At 44.9% G+C, this 15231-nt stretch carries 17 protein-coding genes; 14 read left to right on the top strand and 3 right to left on the bottom strand.

What is annotated here, in order from left to right:
* Positions 1–103 precede the first annotated feature (103 nt).
* Positions 104–688 (top strand): hypothetical protein, encoded by a 585-nt coding sequence (locus M2125_RS06195; protein ID WP_076023445.1) that lies wholly within the window; start codon positions 104–106, stop codon positions 686–688.
* A 125-nt stretch (positions 689–813) separates the two neighbouring features.
* Complete coding sequence (locus M2125_RS06190) at positions 814–2016, top strand: DUF3300 domain-containing protein (protein WP_280742710.1); 1203 nt, start codon at positions 814–816, stop codon at positions 2014–2016.
* A 66-nt stretch (positions 2017–2082) separates the two neighbouring features.
* Here M2125_RS06190 and M2125_RS06185 read toward each other — a convergent pair whose 3' ends face one another.
* Entirely contained in the window at positions 2083–2649 is a 567-nt protein-coding gene (locus M2125_RS06185) for a chromate transporter (protein WP_076023447.1), read from the bottom strand.
* Positions 2646–3236 carry a chromate transporter gene (locus M2125_RS06180; RefSeq protein ID WP_280741901.1) on the bottom strand — a complete coding sequence of 197 codons (591 nt, stop codon included), beginning with the start codon at positions 3234–3236 and terminating at the stop codon, positions 2646–2648. Before M2125_RS06180 ends, M2125_RS06185 begins: the two co-directional genes overlap by 4 nt.
* 144 nt (positions 3237–3380) lie before the next feature.
* On the opposite strand from M2125_RS06180, the gene M2125_RS06175 reads away from it, so the two are divergent.
* From M2125_RS06175 to panD, 10 genes are all read left to right on the top strand, one after another.
* Complete coding sequence (locus tag M2125_RS06175) at positions 3381–4517, top strand: ABC transporter permease (RefSeq protein WP_076023449.1); 1137 nt, start codon at positions 3381–3383, stop codon at positions 4515–4517.
* Positions 4518–5219 carry an ABC transporter ATP-binding protein gene (locus tag M2125_RS06170; protein WP_280742709.1) on the top strand — a complete coding sequence of 234 codons (702 nt, stop codon included), beginning with the start codon at positions 4518–4520 and terminating at the stop codon, positions 5217–5219.
* A complete protein-coding gene (locus M2125_RS06165; protein ID WP_076023451.1) occupies positions 5209–6147 on the top strand; it encodes an efflux RND transporter periplasmic adaptor subunit in 939 nt (312 codons plus the stop codon). Before M2125_RS06170 ends, M2125_RS06165 begins: the two co-directional genes overlap by 11 nt.
* A complete protein-coding gene (locus M2125_RS06160) occupies positions 6122–7585 on the top strand; it encodes an efflux transporter outer membrane subunit (protein WP_076023452.1) in 1464 nt (487 codons plus the stop codon). Before M2125_RS06165 ends, M2125_RS06160 begins: the two co-directional genes overlap by 26 nt.
* 17 nt (positions 7586–7602) lie before the next feature.
* The gene (locus tag M2125_RS06155) at positions 7603–8220 is read left to right on the top strand and encodes a flavin reductase family protein (protein WP_076023453.1); all 618 of its coding nucleotides are present in this window, start codon (positions 7603–7605) and stop codon (positions 8218–8220) included.
* Positions 8221–8333: 113 nt separating this feature from the next.
* The gene (locus tag M2125_RS06150; protein WP_280741899.1) at positions 8334–10046 is read left to right on the top strand and encodes an amidohydrolase; all 1713 of its coding nucleotides are present in this window, start codon (positions 8334–8336) and stop codon (positions 10044–10046) included.
* A gap of 110 nt (positions 10047–10156) precedes the next feature.
* Positions 10157–10696 carry an OmpA/MotB family protein gene (locus M2125_RS06145; protein ID WP_076023454.1) on the top strand — a complete coding sequence of 180 codons (540 nt, stop codon included), beginning with the start codon at positions 10157–10159 and terminating at the stop codon, positions 10694–10696.
* Positions 10697–10719: 23 nt separating this feature from the next.
* Complete coding sequence (locus tag M2125_RS06140) at positions 10720–11118, top strand: COG4315 family predicted lipoprotein (protein WP_277542402.1); 399 nt, start codon at positions 10720–10722, stop codon at positions 11116–11118.
* A gap of 163 nt (positions 11119–11281) precedes the next feature.
* Positions 11282–11845 (top strand): phasin family protein, encoded by a 564-nt coding sequence (locus M2125_RS06135; RefSeq protein WP_076023456.1) that lies wholly within the window; start codon positions 11282–11284, stop codon positions 11843–11845.
* A 128-nt stretch (positions 11846–11973) separates the two neighbouring features.
* Positions 11974–12339 (top strand): aspartate 1-decarboxylase, encoded by a 366-nt coding sequence (panD, locus tag M2125_RS06130; protein ID WP_076023457.1) that lies wholly within the window; start codon positions 11974–11976, stop codon positions 12337–12339.
* Between the two features lie 11 nt (positions 12340–12350).
* On the opposite strand, the gene M2125_RS06125 is transcribed toward panD, so the two are convergent.
* On the bottom strand, positions 12351–12989 hold the full coding sequence (locus tag M2125_RS06125) for a response regulator transcription factor (RefSeq protein ID WP_277542400.1): 639 nt from the start codon (positions 12987–12989) through the stop codon (positions 12351–12353).
* A 167-nt stretch (positions 12990–13156) separates the two neighbouring features.
* On the opposite strand from M2125_RS06125, the gene M2125_RS06120 reads away from it, so the two are divergent.
* Both M2125_RS06120 and M2125_RS06115 read left to right on the top strand, forming a co-directional pair.
* Positions 13157–13465, top strand: coding sequence for a DUF485 domain-containing protein (locus M2125_RS06120; RefSeq protein WP_076023459.1), 309 nt, complete (start codon positions 13157–13159; stop codon positions 13463–13465).
* On the top strand, positions 13462–15186 hold the full coding sequence (locus M2125_RS06115; protein ID WP_280742706.1) for a cation acetate symporter: 1725 nt from the start codon (positions 13462–13464) through the stop codon (positions 15184–15186). The genes M2125_RS06120 and M2125_RS06115 overlap by 4 nt, the downstream gene beginning before the upstream one ends.
* Positions 15187–15231 lie beyond the last annotated feature (45 nt).

The following is a 15231-nucleotide window of genomic DNA, read 5'->3' as shown; positions in this document are numbered from 1 at the left end:
TTACGAGAGCTAGAAGTTTGCCAAGAATATCTTTAATTGATTTACTATTATTAGAAGCTGATTATCCCAGCATTGAATTACATATACTTTAATAGGAATCCATATGGCACTTACACGTTCAGTACTCATTTCACTTGGCACTGCATTTATATTGATGGGCCATGCGGCCTATGCCGATAGCACCAAGCCCTTGGTTGAGGATGCCATCGTAGTGGCTGAAAAGTATTCAGTCATGGAGGGCGCAGTAACAAAAATCGACTCTGCCACTCGCACAGTCACATTAAAAAATGAGCAAGGCGAAACACAGTTTGTTGCTAGTCATGCCATTAAGAACTTTCCCCAAATCAAAGTTGGCGATCATTTAAATATCACTTTTGAGATCGGTGTTGCTGTTGAATTGCTCAATTCCAAGGGCAATATCCGCAAAGAAGATCAAACTACTACCGTTACTTCAGCGGCTCCTGGTGACAAGCCAGCCGGTGCTGTAACTAACACTACATCAGTGATTACTGATGTCATGGAGATTGATAAAGCCAAACGTAATATTGCAGTGAAAGGGATGGATGGAGAGATTCATGTCATCCACATTAAGAATAAGAAATTATTTAAGCAAATTGCGCTACATGATCAAATTAAGGTGATTTATTTTGACGAGATGAAAGCAGCAATCACAGCTCCCAAGAAATAATGGAATGCTGATTTGATTCATAAACACCAATCTACGGATTGGTGTTTTTTTGAGTACATCCAATTGGCATGGTTTGATTTCGGGCGTAAGATAGAGCTAGATATTGCTTAAAGAAGGGTAATTTAATGATTACAAACCCACACACCCCATTTTCGAAGAAGCTCCTTGTTACTGTACTTTCAGGATTCATTGCCGGTACCCCACTGGCGTATGTGCAGGCACAACCCAATCCTAATGCACCTTCCGCTGCCACCCAGAGTGGGCCGATCTTAAATCAATCCCAACTGGGATCTTTAGTGGCACCCGTTGCTCTATACCCAGATTCATTATTAGCCCAGGTTCTCATTGCCGCAACTTATCCTTTGGAAGTGGCTGAAGCTGATAATTGGCTGCGCAATAATGCACAGCTTACTGGCAGCGCTAGAGAAGAGGCATTAAAGACTCAGCCCTGGGATAACAGTGTCAAATCTTTAATTGAATTTCCCGATGCATTGAACTTAATGGGCAAGGATTTGGCGTGGACTCAAAAATTAGGCGATGCTTATCTGGCTCAACCAAAGGATTTATTTCAGGCAGTGCAGACTTTGCGGGCTAAAGCGCAGGGTGCAAATAATCTCAAATCTGGTCCACAGCAAACAGTTAGCACTGAAAATCAGGATGGCCAAAAAATCATCGTGATTCAACCTACCAATCCTCAAGTGATTTATGTGCCTGCGTACAACCCGTATTTAGTGTATGGCCCCTGGCCTTATCCTGGTTACTATCCGCCACCCTTCTATCCTTATGCACCATCGCCAGGCGGCATGTTCTTTTCCTTTGGTGTTGGTTTGGCTGTTGGTGCTGCTCTTTGGGCGACGCCGCATTGGGGTAGCGGATCAGTGGTAATCAACAACACCACCTACAATAATTTCAATCATGGCTATAACAATGCCGCCAATATGGGTCCCAATCATTACGGCAATCAAAGTGATTGGAAGTACAACCCAGCGCATCGCGCTAACGTGCCTTATTCCAACCCTGCACTAAATAATCGTTACGGCAATATCAATCAAAGCCATCAGGCTGCGACCCAGGCGGCACGTCAACAAAGTGCCCGTAATTACTGGAATCAAAATGCCAGCCCTCAGGAAAAGCAGGCTGCGCAACAAACGCGTGAGAACGCTCAAAAAGCTTGGAGTAACGCTAGTGCACAACAAAAGCAAGCCGTACAAAACACTACAAAAGCTGTACAAAATAATCGGTCAACAGGCGCTCCACACGTGAATGCTGCCCCCCGTGAAGAGTTTAGAGGTGGTGGTGAAATGCGCGAGGGTGGATTCCGGAGATAACTCAGTAGCGTATGAATTTATAAACCACCTACGGGTGGTTTTTTATTACTCGCCCACGGTCAGAGTTTATGCAAACACCCCTAAAGCACCAATACAGCCGCCGATTAAAAGCAGTAGTAGCATGGGCACTTTGGTGCGAAGAACCATTAGCACTGTTAGGCCTGCCAATAGCCAGAGCTTAAAATCATTGTGACCATTCCCATTGGCGCCCGCTAATACGATCCCAGAAGAAATCAGCAGTGCAACCACAATTGGGCTCATGCCAGCCTTGAAGGATTTCACTAAGCGACTGCTTCTATTCTTTTCCACCCAGTTGGCTGTGATGTAAAAAAGAATGCTGCTGGGAACAACATAAGCAAATAGACAGCCAAGAGCGCCGAGTAGAGCTAAGAAATAACCACCGGCTTGCAGACCCATATTCCATCCCAGTAGCGCCAGAAATAAAATATTGGGGCCTGGTGATGCCTGCGCAATGACGATGGAATCGGTAAATTGAGCATTACTGATCCAGCCATGCTCCGTGACGAGGTAGCGATGAATGTCAGGGATTAATCCCATCGGTCCACCCACCGAGAAGAGTGAGAGTATGCCGAAATGCAAAAAGAGGGCCGACCAGTCGGGTATGTGAATCATGCTGACTCCCTGGGTACGCTAGAGGCAAATTTAAAATAGGCCAAGATGCATGCCAAGGGCCCAAGACAAATAAGAACGGTCGCTAGGGGGTAATGTGCAAGTGCAATTAACCCAAAACAAGACAAGCCCAAAATAGCGCAAATAGTTTTACCGAGGGGATTGACTTTCAGGGGTTTAATTAATTTCACGCCTGTGGATATCAAAAGTCCAGCAGATACGGCGCCCATTCCTTGTAATGCGCCAACAATCCGGGGGTCTTCCCCGAAATAAGCAAATGCGCACACTAATAGCAAAATCAAAATGAGAGGCAACAATAGAATGCCCGTTAGTCCTGCTAGTGCACCCATAACGCCAAAGTGTCTAGAGCCAATCATGATACTTAGATTCATTACGGGGGCACCGGGCATCGTCTGAGCAACAGCCCAATCCTCTAGAAACTCTTTGCGTGAGAGCCATCTTTTCTTTTCTACCACCATCTGTTCTGCAAAGACGATGATCCCCCCAAAGGCCTTAATGGAAAGTCCTGCAAAGGAGAAAAACAGGTCGCTAGGGGATTTTGGGGTGTTTAATGGCTGCTCGTTCATCATTGGATTTTCCCCGAAAATAGTCAATAGCGCTTGCAGCTATCCGGGCGGTGCTAAAAGGTATGCATCTATTGATATAGGTCATAGCCCGACTTCCTTTTGCAATGCAATAAAGTTAGTATGGGGTATTGGGTCCAAGGATGAAAGATGGGCGGTATTTTCAGGCTGGCTTTGAAGTTGCTCATGAATGACAGGGGAAAATTTTCAGCCCTGTTAATGGGGGTCACCTTTGCTGTTTTTTTGATGGTAATGATGATGTCCATGTTCTCGGGGATTCTTTTAAGGGCATCTTCTTCGGTTGAAAATGTTGGAGCACAAATTTGGATCATTGATCCTGCTGTAAATAATGTTTCCAGTAGCATCCCTATGCCGGATTACGTTCTGGATTTTGCAAAAAGTATTCACGGGGTGAAACACGCTGAGCCAATTTATTTTGGTGGTGCTCTCGTTAAATTGAGCGATGGCACCTATCAAGGCGTCAATGTAATTGGTCTAGATGATGTCACCCTATACGGACGCCCTCTGTTGTTAGAGGGAAATATAGAAGATATTTTTGCGGAAAATGGTTTTATTGTTGTTAAAGATGCGGAATACGACAAGCTTGAAAACCCAAAAATTGGCACCGAATTTGAATTAAATGATCATCGCGGAAAAATTGTGGGCATTGCCCAGGTTCCGCAATCTGGTTTGTTTGGGGTGCCAACCCTCTATACAACGTATCACCGTGCGATTACTTACATACCCTCATCTCGCTTCACCATGTCTTTCGTGCTAGTAGAGCCCAAGACAGCTGCTGATATTTCTTACATCCAAAAGCAGGTTAAAGATTTGGGCTATCAGGCTTTAACTCGAGAGCAATTTACCCAAAAGATTTCTGACTTCTATAAATTTAAAACTGGCATGGGAATGAATGTATTAATCATGACCATTATTAGCTTCATTGTTGGGCTTTCAATCTCAGGCCAAACTTTTTATAGCTTTGTGCTGGAGAACTTAGATAAATTTGGAGCCCTAAAGGCAATAGGCGCCAAAGGGCGTGAGTTGGTATGGATGATCATGGTGCAATCCACCTTCACTTGCCTCTTGGGTTATGGACTGGGTGTGGGTTTGGCTACAACAGCAATGATTTTGGCTAAATTAAGGATGCCCGATTACGCTGCACAAGTCACTTACCCTAACTTAAGTTTGGCCTTCTTGTTGGTGATCATTATTGCCATCTTCTCGAGCTACATCAGCATTCGAAAAGTATTGCAAATCCAACCATTTGATATTTTTAGGGGTTAAATGAAAAAAGTTGCCCTAAGAGCTAGTAAGCTGAGCAAGTGGTTTGGTGAGGGTGAGGCTAAAACCTTTGCTGTGAGGGATATCAGTTTCGAGGCCTATGCTGGCGAGATTCTCTTTATTGTCGGTCCATCCGGTAGCGGCAAAACGACATTGCTTAGTATGATTTCTGGAATTTTAGAGCCTAACTCTGGTGAGGTATGGGTCGGTGAAAGTGATCTATGGAAACTTACCTCCAATCAATTGGCTAATTTCCGCCTCAATAAAATTGGTTTTGTATTTCAAGACTTTCATTTATTCCCCAGGCTCACAACTGCAGAGAACGTGGCAATTCCTCTCATTCTGAGAAGGGTAAACTGGGCTGAGGCAGTAGATACGGCTCGCAAGTATTTGGACATTGTGGGTTTAAAAAACAAGGCCGATCTTCCGCCAATGAAGTTAAGTGGCGGCGAGCAACAAAGAGTGGCTATTGCGCGAGCGATTGCTGCACAACCAGATATCTTGATTTTTGATGAGCCTACCGCCTCTTTGGATGGCGATACCGGCAGGAAGATACTCGAATTTATTAGGGCAGAAATCTTAAATCCGAATCGGTGCATCATTATTGTTACGCACGATAGCCGTATATTTGAATATGCTGATGCCATGATGAAGATGGAAGATGGAAAATTAATCGAAATAGAGAGACTGGCAAATGAAAAATAAAATCATTATTGCCTTAGCGATCCTAGGGGTTGTACTGGCAATAGGAACGGCCTTTTATTGGGGTCAACGTCAAAATCCTCTGCCACCAGCTTTCACTCCAGCCTCTAATCCCTATGAGAATGGTATTTATGCCGAGGGTATTGTTGAGGCCTTGCAAGCCAGCGGATCCAATGTCAATATTTATCCCGAAGTGGCTGGCACCGTAAATCAGATCAATGTCAAAGAGGGGCAAGACATTGCTGCTGGCGCACCTCTTTTATCAATGGATGATTCGGTGCAGCGAGCAACAACACAGCAAGCAAAGGCGCAAATTGCAGTAGCGCGTGCCTCCCTAAAAACGGCAGAAGATGCATATCAAAAACAAAAAGCGGCAGCAGATATTGATCCGAGAGCGGTTAGCAAAGACGCTTTAGATGGTGCTAGAGATGCGGTGGGGCTGGCTAAGGCAAACTTAGATGTTAGTCAAAGGCAATATGAGACTGCTACTAGTTTATTGGCCAAGTACCATATTCACGCGCTATCTGCGGGTAAGGTCATCTCTATCAATACCGCGCTAGGAAGTTATATTTCTGCGCAAGGTGTGTATGACACTTATACGCAGCAAAATCAGCCCATCATGGTGCTTGGGGCAAGCGGAGATGCTCTTGCAGTGCGCTGTTATATAGATGAAGTCTTGCTGCAAAAGCTACCAAGTATGGTTGATATTGATGCGTATATGTTTATTCGCGGATCCAATACCAAGGTGCCTTTGAAAATTGTTCGCTTTCAGCCCAATGTGTCACCCAAAATTGAGTTATCTAATCAACGTACGGAGCGTGTCGATGTGCGCGTACTGCCAGTCATTTTTAGTTTTGATAAGCCAAAAGAATTGACGATTTATCCTGGTCAATTAGTTGATGTGTATGTGGGCAAACGTGCAAGTCAATAAACATAAGCCCTTCTTTATTATTCTGCTTGCCTTGTTTCTGGGCTCATGTGCTGTTGGACCTGATTTTGTCTCACCCCAAGCTCCCGAGGGGGCTGCATATCTAAAAAATGATGAGCCTTGGCAAACCATTCGTGCAGATGGCAAGACGCAAATGTTTCATTCTGGAACATGGACCGATGCAAATTGGTGGATGATGTTTCAATCAGAAACCTTAAATGCAGAAGTGGAGCAAGCTCTAAAACAAAATCCATCTTTACTGGCATCTGAAGCAAGCTTAAAGCAAAGTCAGGATTTAATGCGTGCTGGCTATGGCGTCTTCTTTCCTCAGGTCTCCGTTGGTTTGGGTGCAAGCAGGATAGCGAATGCCCCTATGCAGTTAGGCTCTGCTGCGCCGGGATCTATATTTAATTTACTCACTGCTAGTGCCAGCGTGAGTTACGTGCTCGATATATTTGGTGGTGAGCGCAGGCAAGTAGAGGCTCTAAGAGCGCAAGTAGATTATCAAAAATACTCTACCAATGCGGCTTATTTGATGCTGTCTGCCAATGTGGTGAACACCAGTATTGCTCGGGCTGGCTACTTAGAAGAAATTAAGGTTACTGAAGAATTAATCACTTTGGAAAAAGAGCAACTGAAGGTAGCGCAGGCACAGGTGACGGGAGGTACGGCTGCTTACGCTACGGTGTTAAGTATTCAGAGTCTTATCGCTAGTAATGAGGCGTCGATTGCGTCATTGCGCCAGCGTGTCAGTCAAGCAGAGCATTTGTTGGCAGCTCTTGAGGGGGTTGATCCTTCTCACGTTACTCTGTCCACGATCACTTTAGAGAGTTTGACCCTACCGGCCGATATTCCGGTGACCCTTCCTTCTGATTTAGTGCGCAATCGACCCGATATTTTGGCTGCTGAAGCGCAAATGCATGTCGCTAGTGCCAACATTGGGGTGGCTACTGCCGAGATGTTTCCTAGTGTAAGTCTGAATGCCACTTATGGGGTAGCTAGCAATACATTCTCTAGTCTTTCTGGGCCAAGTCAGCAATTTTGGTCTGCCGGTCCTGGCATAAGTATTCCTATCTTTAAGGGCGGTAGCCTCTACTATGCAAGGCAGGCCTCTCTAGATGCTTATGAGCAGACCCAGGCTAGTTATAAGCAGATTGTATTAAATGCTTTTGCAGAGGTGGCCGATTGCTTGACGGCTCTGGTGCATGATGCCCAGGCTGTGCAGGGTCAGCTAGATGCTAAAACAGCTGCCGCAGAGGCATTAAAGCTAATGCAAATCAATTACAACGCTGGTTTGGTTGACTACCTCAGCGTATTAATCGCCGATGTTCAATATCATCAAGCTAGTATTGCTTACGTTCAAGCCTTGGCTCAGCGTTATCAAGATACGGTTGCTTTGTATGTAGCGCTTGGTGGTGGTTGGGGCGAGGTTAAAAATTAAACAACTGAGGTGAAACAGTGAACTCTTTTTATTCGTATGAGCCAAAGAATGGCCACGGCTTGCCGCACGACCCATTTAATTCGATTGTGGGTCCAAGGGCGATTGGGTGGATATCAACCAAGAGTAGGGCTGGTGTATGTAATTTAGCGCCTTACAGTTTCTTTAATGCCTTCAATTACATTCCCCCCATCATTGGCTTCTCAAGCATTGACTATAAAGACACAGTCAGAAATGTTCAGGAGACCGGAGAGTTTGTTTGGAACCTCGTGACATTGGACTTGGTTGCAGCGATGAATCAAACCTGCGCACCTTACCCTCCAGAAGTGAGTGAGTTTGAGATGGCCGGTCTGACTCAAATGGATTCAACTATTGTTACGCCTCCTCGCGTTGCAGAATCAAAAGTGTCCTTTGAGTGCAAGGCGACTCAAATCATTCAGCTAGAAACCATCAGTGGATCAAAGGTGGAGAGTTGGCTGGTCCTGGGCGAAGTGGTGCAGATTCATATTGATCAAACTTGCCTTAAGGATGGTATCTACCAAACTGCTGAAGTAGGCCATGTTTTGCGCGCTGGAGGCGCTGGGGATTATTTTACTATTGGGCCTGAACAGTTATTTAAGTTAAATCGGCCGAAATAAGTAGATCGACAATACAACCCCAGTCCACCTTGCTGGGGTTTTCCTTATTTAAGCAGTCAAAAAATATGGTTACTATGGATTAATGCACCCAATCTTTACTTAAGGGCTTTGAAATGAAATTAATTCGCAACCTCACTTTCTTGACATGTTTATTGGGCATCTTCCAGTCAGCTACTGTCGCCGCCAGCCCTGGGGCAGACATAATCTTTTATGGCGGACCAGTTTTAACTGTCAATTCTAAGAATGAGGAAGTCCAGGCTCTAGCAGTGCAGGGCGGGAAGATTGTGGCAGTGGGTACAAAGGCTGCAGTAAGCAAAAGATGGCAGACCGATACAACCCAATTGATTGATCTAAAAGGTCAAACCCTAATGCCTGGTTTTGTTGAGCCCCATATCCATATTATTGGCACCGCTTTATCAGAGGGGTTGGGATTAAATTTATCCAACTTTACATTGCCTTATGACACCTTAGACACCATAGAGGCAAAGTTACGTGCGCGCCTCAGCAGTATTCCAGCTGGCGGATGGTTATTTGCATTTGGAGTAGACCCCTCGCGAACCTCCCCTTTTATGGCGGAGCTCACCGCTAATGATTTGGATAAAGTTTCAACTACTGTACCTATTTTTATTATTAATCAGTCTGGCCACATTGGCTATGTGAACCACAAAGCTTTGGAGCTGGCCGGCGTGACAGAAAGCACTGCTAACCCCTCTGGTGGCGGTGTTTATGTAAAAGACGCTCAAGGTAAGTTAACGGGTAAATTAATTGAGCCACCATCATTCACGCCGTTTATGGCAAAAATGCCTGCTCCTCCCGCGGCTGATTTGATCAAGGCCATCAAAAAAACCACTCAATATATTGCCTCTGCTGGCGTGACTACCTCGGCTGAGATTACCGTGGGGTTTGATTCCCCTCTCGAGGAGCAAGTCAAGCTCTACAAGGACTTAGCGGCCAATGAGGGTTTACCAATTCGAGTACGCGCTTACCTCTATGGACCTGCCATTCCAGCTGGCTATGATGGTTTAAAACCCAATGAGGGGGATGATCGCCTGCGCTTTATTGGTGTGAAATTTATTTCAGATGGTTCCACTCAGGGATTAACTGCTGCGCTAAATCAGCCTTATGACTATCCAAGCAATACGAGTAATCGGGGCACCTTAGATTACGGCACAGAAGATCTTTACCAGCAAATGAAGATTTACTTCGATCAAGGTTGGCAGATAGCCGTTCACGCCAATGGTGATAGTGCAATTGATCAAACGCTAAATAACTATGAAGAGTTATTGGCTGGTAATGCGCATCCTGAGGAGCGGCGCTTACGCATCGAGCATTTCACTATCAACACGCCTGAGCAGGTAAAAAAGGCAGTCAAGTTAGGCGTCATTCCTGGTTTTACGATTGGACATGTTGATTATTGGGGAGGGGCTTTCCATAACCATATTGTTGGTCCTGAACGTGCCAATCGCATTGATCCCTCAGCAGCATTTAAGAAAGAGGGTGGCCGCTTTGCTTACCATAGTGATTCACCGGTTTCTAATGTAAGCCCATTGAATTACATCTCCGAGGGTGCTGGCCGCCTATGGCAAAAACCACCACGTGAAGTCTTGGGTCCAGATCAACGCGTGACAGTTGATGATGCAATTCGTGCGGTTACCATCAATGCGGCCTATGAAATGTTTTCAGACGACAAGATCGGTAGCTTAGAAGTGGGTAAGCAGGCTGACCTTGTTATTTTGGGGGCTAATCCACGTACGACACCCGTTGACCAAATTCGTAACATCAAGGTTCAGGAAACTTGGATTGATGGCAAAAAACAGAGTTGGTAAATACTATACTGATGCAAAGGCTGTCATATTTGCTAACTCCTATTCATCATTGAAGTTAGCAAGGCTAGCAACTTCGTTTATTTTGATTTATTTAACTAAAAGGGTTATTTATGCGTTTTGGCAAACAGATATTCATAGCATTAATGATGTTGGTTTTAGGCTCTTTGGTCGGCTGTGTAACTGAATCCAGTTATAACAATCTTGATAGGGCTTATTCACAGTTACAGCAAGCTTACCAAGGTGATGAGGTAGAAATTCGCCAGCTGCAGGGTGAGTTGCGCATTACGATCAAGGACAAAATCCTCTTTCCTGAGGGCGGCTTTAACTTAAATGCAAAGGCTGATCAAGTTCTAGCAAAAATGGCTCCTACATTGTCTGGGTTTAAAAACACCAAGGTGGTTGTTAAGGGTTACACCGACAACGTGCCAGTTGGTGCAGATATGCACAAATACGGCATTCGCACCAACTTAGATCTTTCTTCTAAACGTGCAGATAACGTGGTGGACTATCTGATCAAAAAAGGCGTGTCACAGAGTTTGATTTCTGCTCAAGGTATGGGTGAGTCCAATCCTGTCGCATCTAATGCCACTGCTGAAGGCCGTGCTCAAAACCGCCGCATCGAGATTACCTTGGTTGGTCCTGGTAACTAATTAAACGATTAAAGGAAAAAAATATGAACTTTCAATGGAAAATGTTGGGAGGCATTTGTTTTGCAATTGCCTTGAGCGCATGCTCAACCACTCCAGATGTAGCTACACCTTCATCCGACTTTATGAAGATCAACAACGGCATCATGACCAGCAGCTATGGCAAAACCGTGTATACCTTTGACAAGGATCAGCCTGCTTCTGGAGTATCTGAGTGCGTAATGACTTGCGCCACAAATTGGCCACCTGTCTACGTAGAGCCTGGCATCAAAGTGTCTGGCGACTTTAATTTCATTACTCGCAAAGATGGCCAGAAACAATTGACCTACAAGGGCAAGCCTTTGTATTTCTATGCGAAAGATAGCAAGCCAGGCGATCAACTTGGTGAGAACGTCAATAACGTATGGCACGTCGTTAAGCCGTAAATCATCGTTTTATTACATGAGAGAGCCACCTTCGGGTGGTTTTTTCATTTAAAAACAATGGTTTATCAAATAATTGTTGCTTTGCAGCAAATATTGCTTGCTATTGGCCTGAGGGGTATTTATTATGGTGCAATGCAACATAACCAATTACCAAAGGATCATCATGTTTAAAAATCAATTCGCAGAAAACCAAGCTAAGTCGATCGAAACAGCTCGTGCTTTAGGCCAAACCGCTTTAGAAAATGCTCAAGAATTAGCTCAAATCAATTACCAAGCTGCGCAAGAAGCAGTTGCTCAAGCCCAGGCAAAAGCAGCTGAACTGCTTAAAGGAAAAGATGCTAAAGCGGCTTTAGAGTTGTTACAAAGCCCAGAAGTTCAAGAGGCTGTCGCTAAAGTTGCCCAATATCAAAAGAAGGTTGCTGAAGTATTGCGTCGCGGCAATCAAGAGTTGGTTGAGGCAGTTGAAGCTGCTATCGATCAATCACAAGAAGATTTGAAAGAATTTATGGCAGCTGCTGCATCTAAAGCCCCAGCTGGCTCTGAAGCCTATGTCAGTGCCTTTACAAATGCATTTAACACAGCCATTCAAAACTTTGATCAAGTGCGCTCTACCGCTCAAGATGCATTCAGTAACTTCGAGAAAAGCGTTGAAACTGCAATGAATACAGCGAAAGGTCAATTTGCTGGTCAAGCTGCTAAACCTGCAGCCAAGCGTCGCACTAAGTAATTACTGTACTCCAGAGGGTATAAAATACCTTCTAGAGCATTGTTTGCTAGCTTTAAACAAGGCCCTGGCTAGAAATAGCTGGGGTTTTAAGTTTTTTGTACGAGTGTTTTTGAAAATAGGTATCTCATATGAACCGCATTATGTTGTTGTCTAAAATTCATCGCGCAACCGTGACAGAAGCTGATCTGCACTATGAAGGTTCATGCGGAATTGATGAGGATCTATTGGATGCCGCTGGAATGCGTGAGTTCGAAAAGATTGAGTTGTATAACATCAATAATGGCGAGCGTTTTTCTACTTACATTATTAAAGCAAATCGTGGCTCAGGGGCCATCTCTTTAAACGGTGCAGCCGCCCGGAAGGCTCATGTTGGTGATCACCTAATCATTTGCACTTATGGGCAAATAAGCGATGCTGAAGTAGCCCAGCACTTTCCAAAAATTGTTCTGGTGGGCGAGGGCAATACCATTAAAGAAATCAAGCAGCCAAGTTAGTTGTATTAGTTTTAGGCTGGTTTTTGATGGGTAATGACTGTCCTCAATAAGTCAGCAGCGGTTCTTACTTTGAGTTTATCCATAATGTTAGAGCGATGCGCTTCAACAGTCTTGAGGGAAATTCCTAAATCATCGGCCACCTGCTTATTAATTCGCCCGGCCACAATACGCTCTAAGACTTGATTTTCACGGGGGGTTAATGTGGCCAGCAGTTTTTGAGCCTCACTCGACTCCCAGCTTTTTTTGTTGTCAAGACGAGCTTGTTCGAGCATGCGTTCAATCACGTTTTCAAGCTCCTCCTCGCGAAAGGGCTTTTGAATAAAGTCCATTGCACCCTGTTTCATGGCTTCTACAGCCATTGATATATCTCCATGCCCTGTCATCAAAATAGTTGGCATGCGGTGCTCTGATTTTGAGAGCCTTGTATGCAACTCCATGCCTGACATGCCGGGCATACGAATATCCATAATGGCGCATGCAATGGCGGATTGATCAGTGTTTTGTAGGGCTTGTAAAAATCGGTCTGCATTCTCGTGGCAGCGCACCGAATAACCTTTACCCTCAAGCAGCCATTGTAGTGAATCGCGCATGGCTTCATCATCATCAATCACGTAAACGATTTCGGGGGTGCGGGATTTTTCTGTAAACATGATCGGCAGTGAATAGGTGGACTATCCATATTGCCATTACCAGCCCAATAGTCTTTTAGGGCATACCTTTATAGGACATTCCCTAAGCTAAAGCTAAATAGCCTTTTTTTTCGTATTTCCCTATATAAAATGGCGACATTATTAATCTTATTCACTAGGAGAAGCGTATGTCTGATGCTGTCGTGGCACGCATAGAGGCAAATCCAAAATACCAAGAGCTCAAGCATAAGCGCAGCACTTTTGGTTGGACCCTCTGTATCTTGATGTTTATCGTTTATTACGGCTTCATTGCCTTAATTGCATTTGATAAACCATTCTTGGCTCAACAATTCGGAGATGGTGTAACTAGTCTTGGTATTCCTATTGGTATGGGTGTAATTGTTTTCACTATTTTGATTACCGCTATCTATGTTCGTCGGGCGAATGGTGAGTACGACACTTTGACAGCTGAAATCCTGAAGGAAGCCTCCAAATGAAACGTATCGAAAAATTACTCAGCGCCTTGGCGCTCATGGCGCTGCCTTTGTTTGCATTCGCATCTGGTGATGTCGGTCAAATTGATAAGCAAGCAACTAACTGGGTTGCGATTGGGATGTTCACCGCCTTCGTAGTGGCTACTTTGTTTATTACGAAGTGGGCGGCATCGCGTACTAAGTCTGCAGCGGACTTCTACACGGCAGGTGGTGGTATCACGGGATTCCAGAATGGCTTAGCCATTGCTGGTGACTATATGTCAGCAGCCTCTTTCTTAGGCATCTCTGCAGCGGTAATGGCTAACGGCTATGACGGCTTGATCTACTCTATTGGCTTCTTAGTTGGCTGGCCAGTAATTACTTTCTTAATGGCAGAGCGTTTGCGTAACTTGGGTAAATTTACTTTTGCCGACGTGGCAGGCTATCGTTTCCAGCAGGGTCCAATTCGTGCATTTGCAGCCTCAGGCACCTTAATTGTAGTTGCCTTTTATTTGATTGCTCAAATGGTGGGTGCTGGCCAACTAATTAAATTACTCTTCGGCCTTGATTACTGGATGGCAGTGGTGATTGTGGGTTGCTTGATGATGATATACGTCTTGTTTGGCGGTATGACTGCCACAACTTGGGTGCAAATCATTAAAGCCTGCATGCTGCTCGCCGGTGTAACGTTCATGGCATTTATGGTCTTGTCTCAATATGGTTTTAGTCCAGCAGCTTTATTTGCAAAAGCAGTAGAGGTGAAAACAACCATTGCAACCAATGCTGGTAAAACTCCAGAAGAGGCATTGAAGGCCGGGATGAGTATCATGAGCCCCGGAGGATTTATTAAAGATCCAATCTCTGCAATTTCTTTTGGTATGGCATTGATGTTTGGTACTGCTGGATTGCCACACATTTTGATGCGATTCTTTACCGTACCTGATGCAAAAGAAGCACGTAAATCTGTTCTGTGGGCAACCACTTGGATCGGTTACTTCTATGTGTTGATCTTCATTATTGGTTTTGGTGCTATCACTTTAGTGCTGACCAATCCTGAGATGGCTGATGTAGCAAAGGGCGTGATTAACGGTGGCGCTGGCTCTGCAAACATGGCTGCGGTATTGGTAGCTAAAACTGTAGGCGGTAACGTGTTCTACGGATTCATTTCCGCGGTAGCATTTGCTACGATTTTGGCGGTAGTTGCTGGCTTGACTCTGTCGGGCGCGTCTGCAGTGTCACATGACCTGTATGCAACCGTGTTCAAAAAAGGGAATGCTGATAGTGCATCTGAGTTGCGAGTATCTCGTTTGACCACGCTTGCTTTGGGTGCAATTGCGGTATTGCTCGGCATCGTTTTTGAAAAGCAGAACGTAGCTTTCATGGTTGCCTTAGCATTTGCTGTCGCTGCCTCTGCAAACTTCCCAGTATTGTTTTTATCTGTACTTTGGAAAGATTGCACTACGAAGGGTGCCGTGATTGGTGGCTTCCTCGGCTTAGCATCTTCAGTAGCCTTGACGATTGTCTCTCCAGCGGTATGGGAAGCAGTATTGGGCAACCCTAAAGGCAGTGCATGGTTTCCTTACTCATCACCTGCCTTGTTCTCAATGACAGTCGGCTTTGTTGGGGTATGGTTGTTCTCTGTACTCGATAATAGCCAGAATGGAAAAAATGAACGTGCCGCATTTAAAGCGCAGCAAGTTCGTTCAGAAACTGGCTTTGGTGCATCAGGAGCGTCGGGTCACTAATTGCTAATTAGTTACTCTATAAATAAAAAACCAGGAGCAATCCTG

It is taken from the genome of Polynucleobacter sphagniphilus (assembly GCF_029892205.1).
Classification (GTDB): Bacteria; Pseudomonadota; Gammaproteobacteria; order Burkholderiales; family Burkholderiaceae; genus Polynucleobacter; species Polynucleobacter sphagniphilus.
Note: the sequence above shows the minus strand (reverse complement) of the source record. Positions and strands in the feature narration are given on the sequence as shown.

Bases quoted from the DNA above. Each gene is read 5' to 3' on its own strand.
- M2125_RS06195 (WP_076023445.1), top strand. From the start codon at position 104: ATGGCACTTACACGTTCAGTACTCATTTCACTTGGCACTGCATTTATA.
- M2125_RS06190 (WP_280742710.1), top strand. From the start codon at position 814: ATGATTACAAACCCACACACCCCATTTTCGAAGAAGCTCCTTGTTACT.
- M2125_RS06185 (WP_076023447.1), bottom strand. From the start codon at position 2,649: ATGATTCACATACCCGACTGGTCGGCCCTCTTTTTGCATTTCGGCATA.
- M2125_RS06180 (WP_280741901.1), bottom strand. From the start codon at position 3,236: ATGATGAACGAGCAGCCATTAAACACCCCAAAATCCCCTAGCGACCTG.
- M2125_RS06175 (WP_076023449.1), top strand. From the start codon at position 3,381: ATGGGCGGTATTTTCAGGCTGGCTTTGAAGTTGCTCATGAATGACAGG.
- M2125_RS06170 (WP_280742709.1), top strand. From the start codon at position 4,518: ATGAAAAAAGTTGCCCTAAGAGCTAGTAAGCTGAGCAAGTGGTTTGGT.
- M2125_RS06165 (WP_076023451.1), top strand. From the start codon at position 5,209: ATGAAAAATAAAATCATTATTGCCTTAGCGATCCTAGGGGTTGTACTG.
- M2125_RS06160 (WP_076023452.1), top strand. From the start codon at position 6,122: ATGTGGGCAAACGTGCAAGTCAATAAACATAAGCCCTTCTTTATTATT.
- M2125_RS06150 (WP_280741899.1), top strand. From the start codon at position 8,334: ATGAAATTAATTCGCAACCTCACTTTCTTGACATGTTTATTGGGCATC.
- M2125_RS06145 (WP_076023454.1), top strand. From the start codon at position 10,157: ATGCGTTTTGGCAAACAGATATTCATAGCATTAATGATGTTGGTTTTA.
- M2125_RS06140 (WP_277542402.1), top strand. From the start codon at position 10,720: ATGAACTTTCAATGGAAAATGTTGGGAGGCATTTGTTTTGCAATTGCC.
- M2125_RS06135 (WP_076023456.1), top strand. From the start codon at position 11,282: ATGTTTAAAAATCAATTCGCAGAAAACCAAGCTAAGTCGATCGAAACA.
- panD (WP_076023457.1), top strand. From the start codon at position 11,974: ATGAACCGCATTATGTTGTTGTCTAAAATTCATCGCGCAACCGTGACA.
- M2125_RS06125 (WP_277542400.1), bottom strand. From the start codon at position 12,989: ATGTTTACAGAAAAATCCCGCACCCCCGAAATCGTTTACGTGATTGAT.
- M2125_RS06120 (WP_076023459.1), top strand. From the start codon at position 13,157: ATGTCTGATGCTGTCGTGGCACGCATAGAGGCAAATCCAAAATACCAA.
- M2125_RS06115 (WP_280742706.1), top strand. From the start codon at position 13,462: ATGAAACGTATCGAAAAATTACTCAGCGCCTTGGCGCTCATGGCGCTG.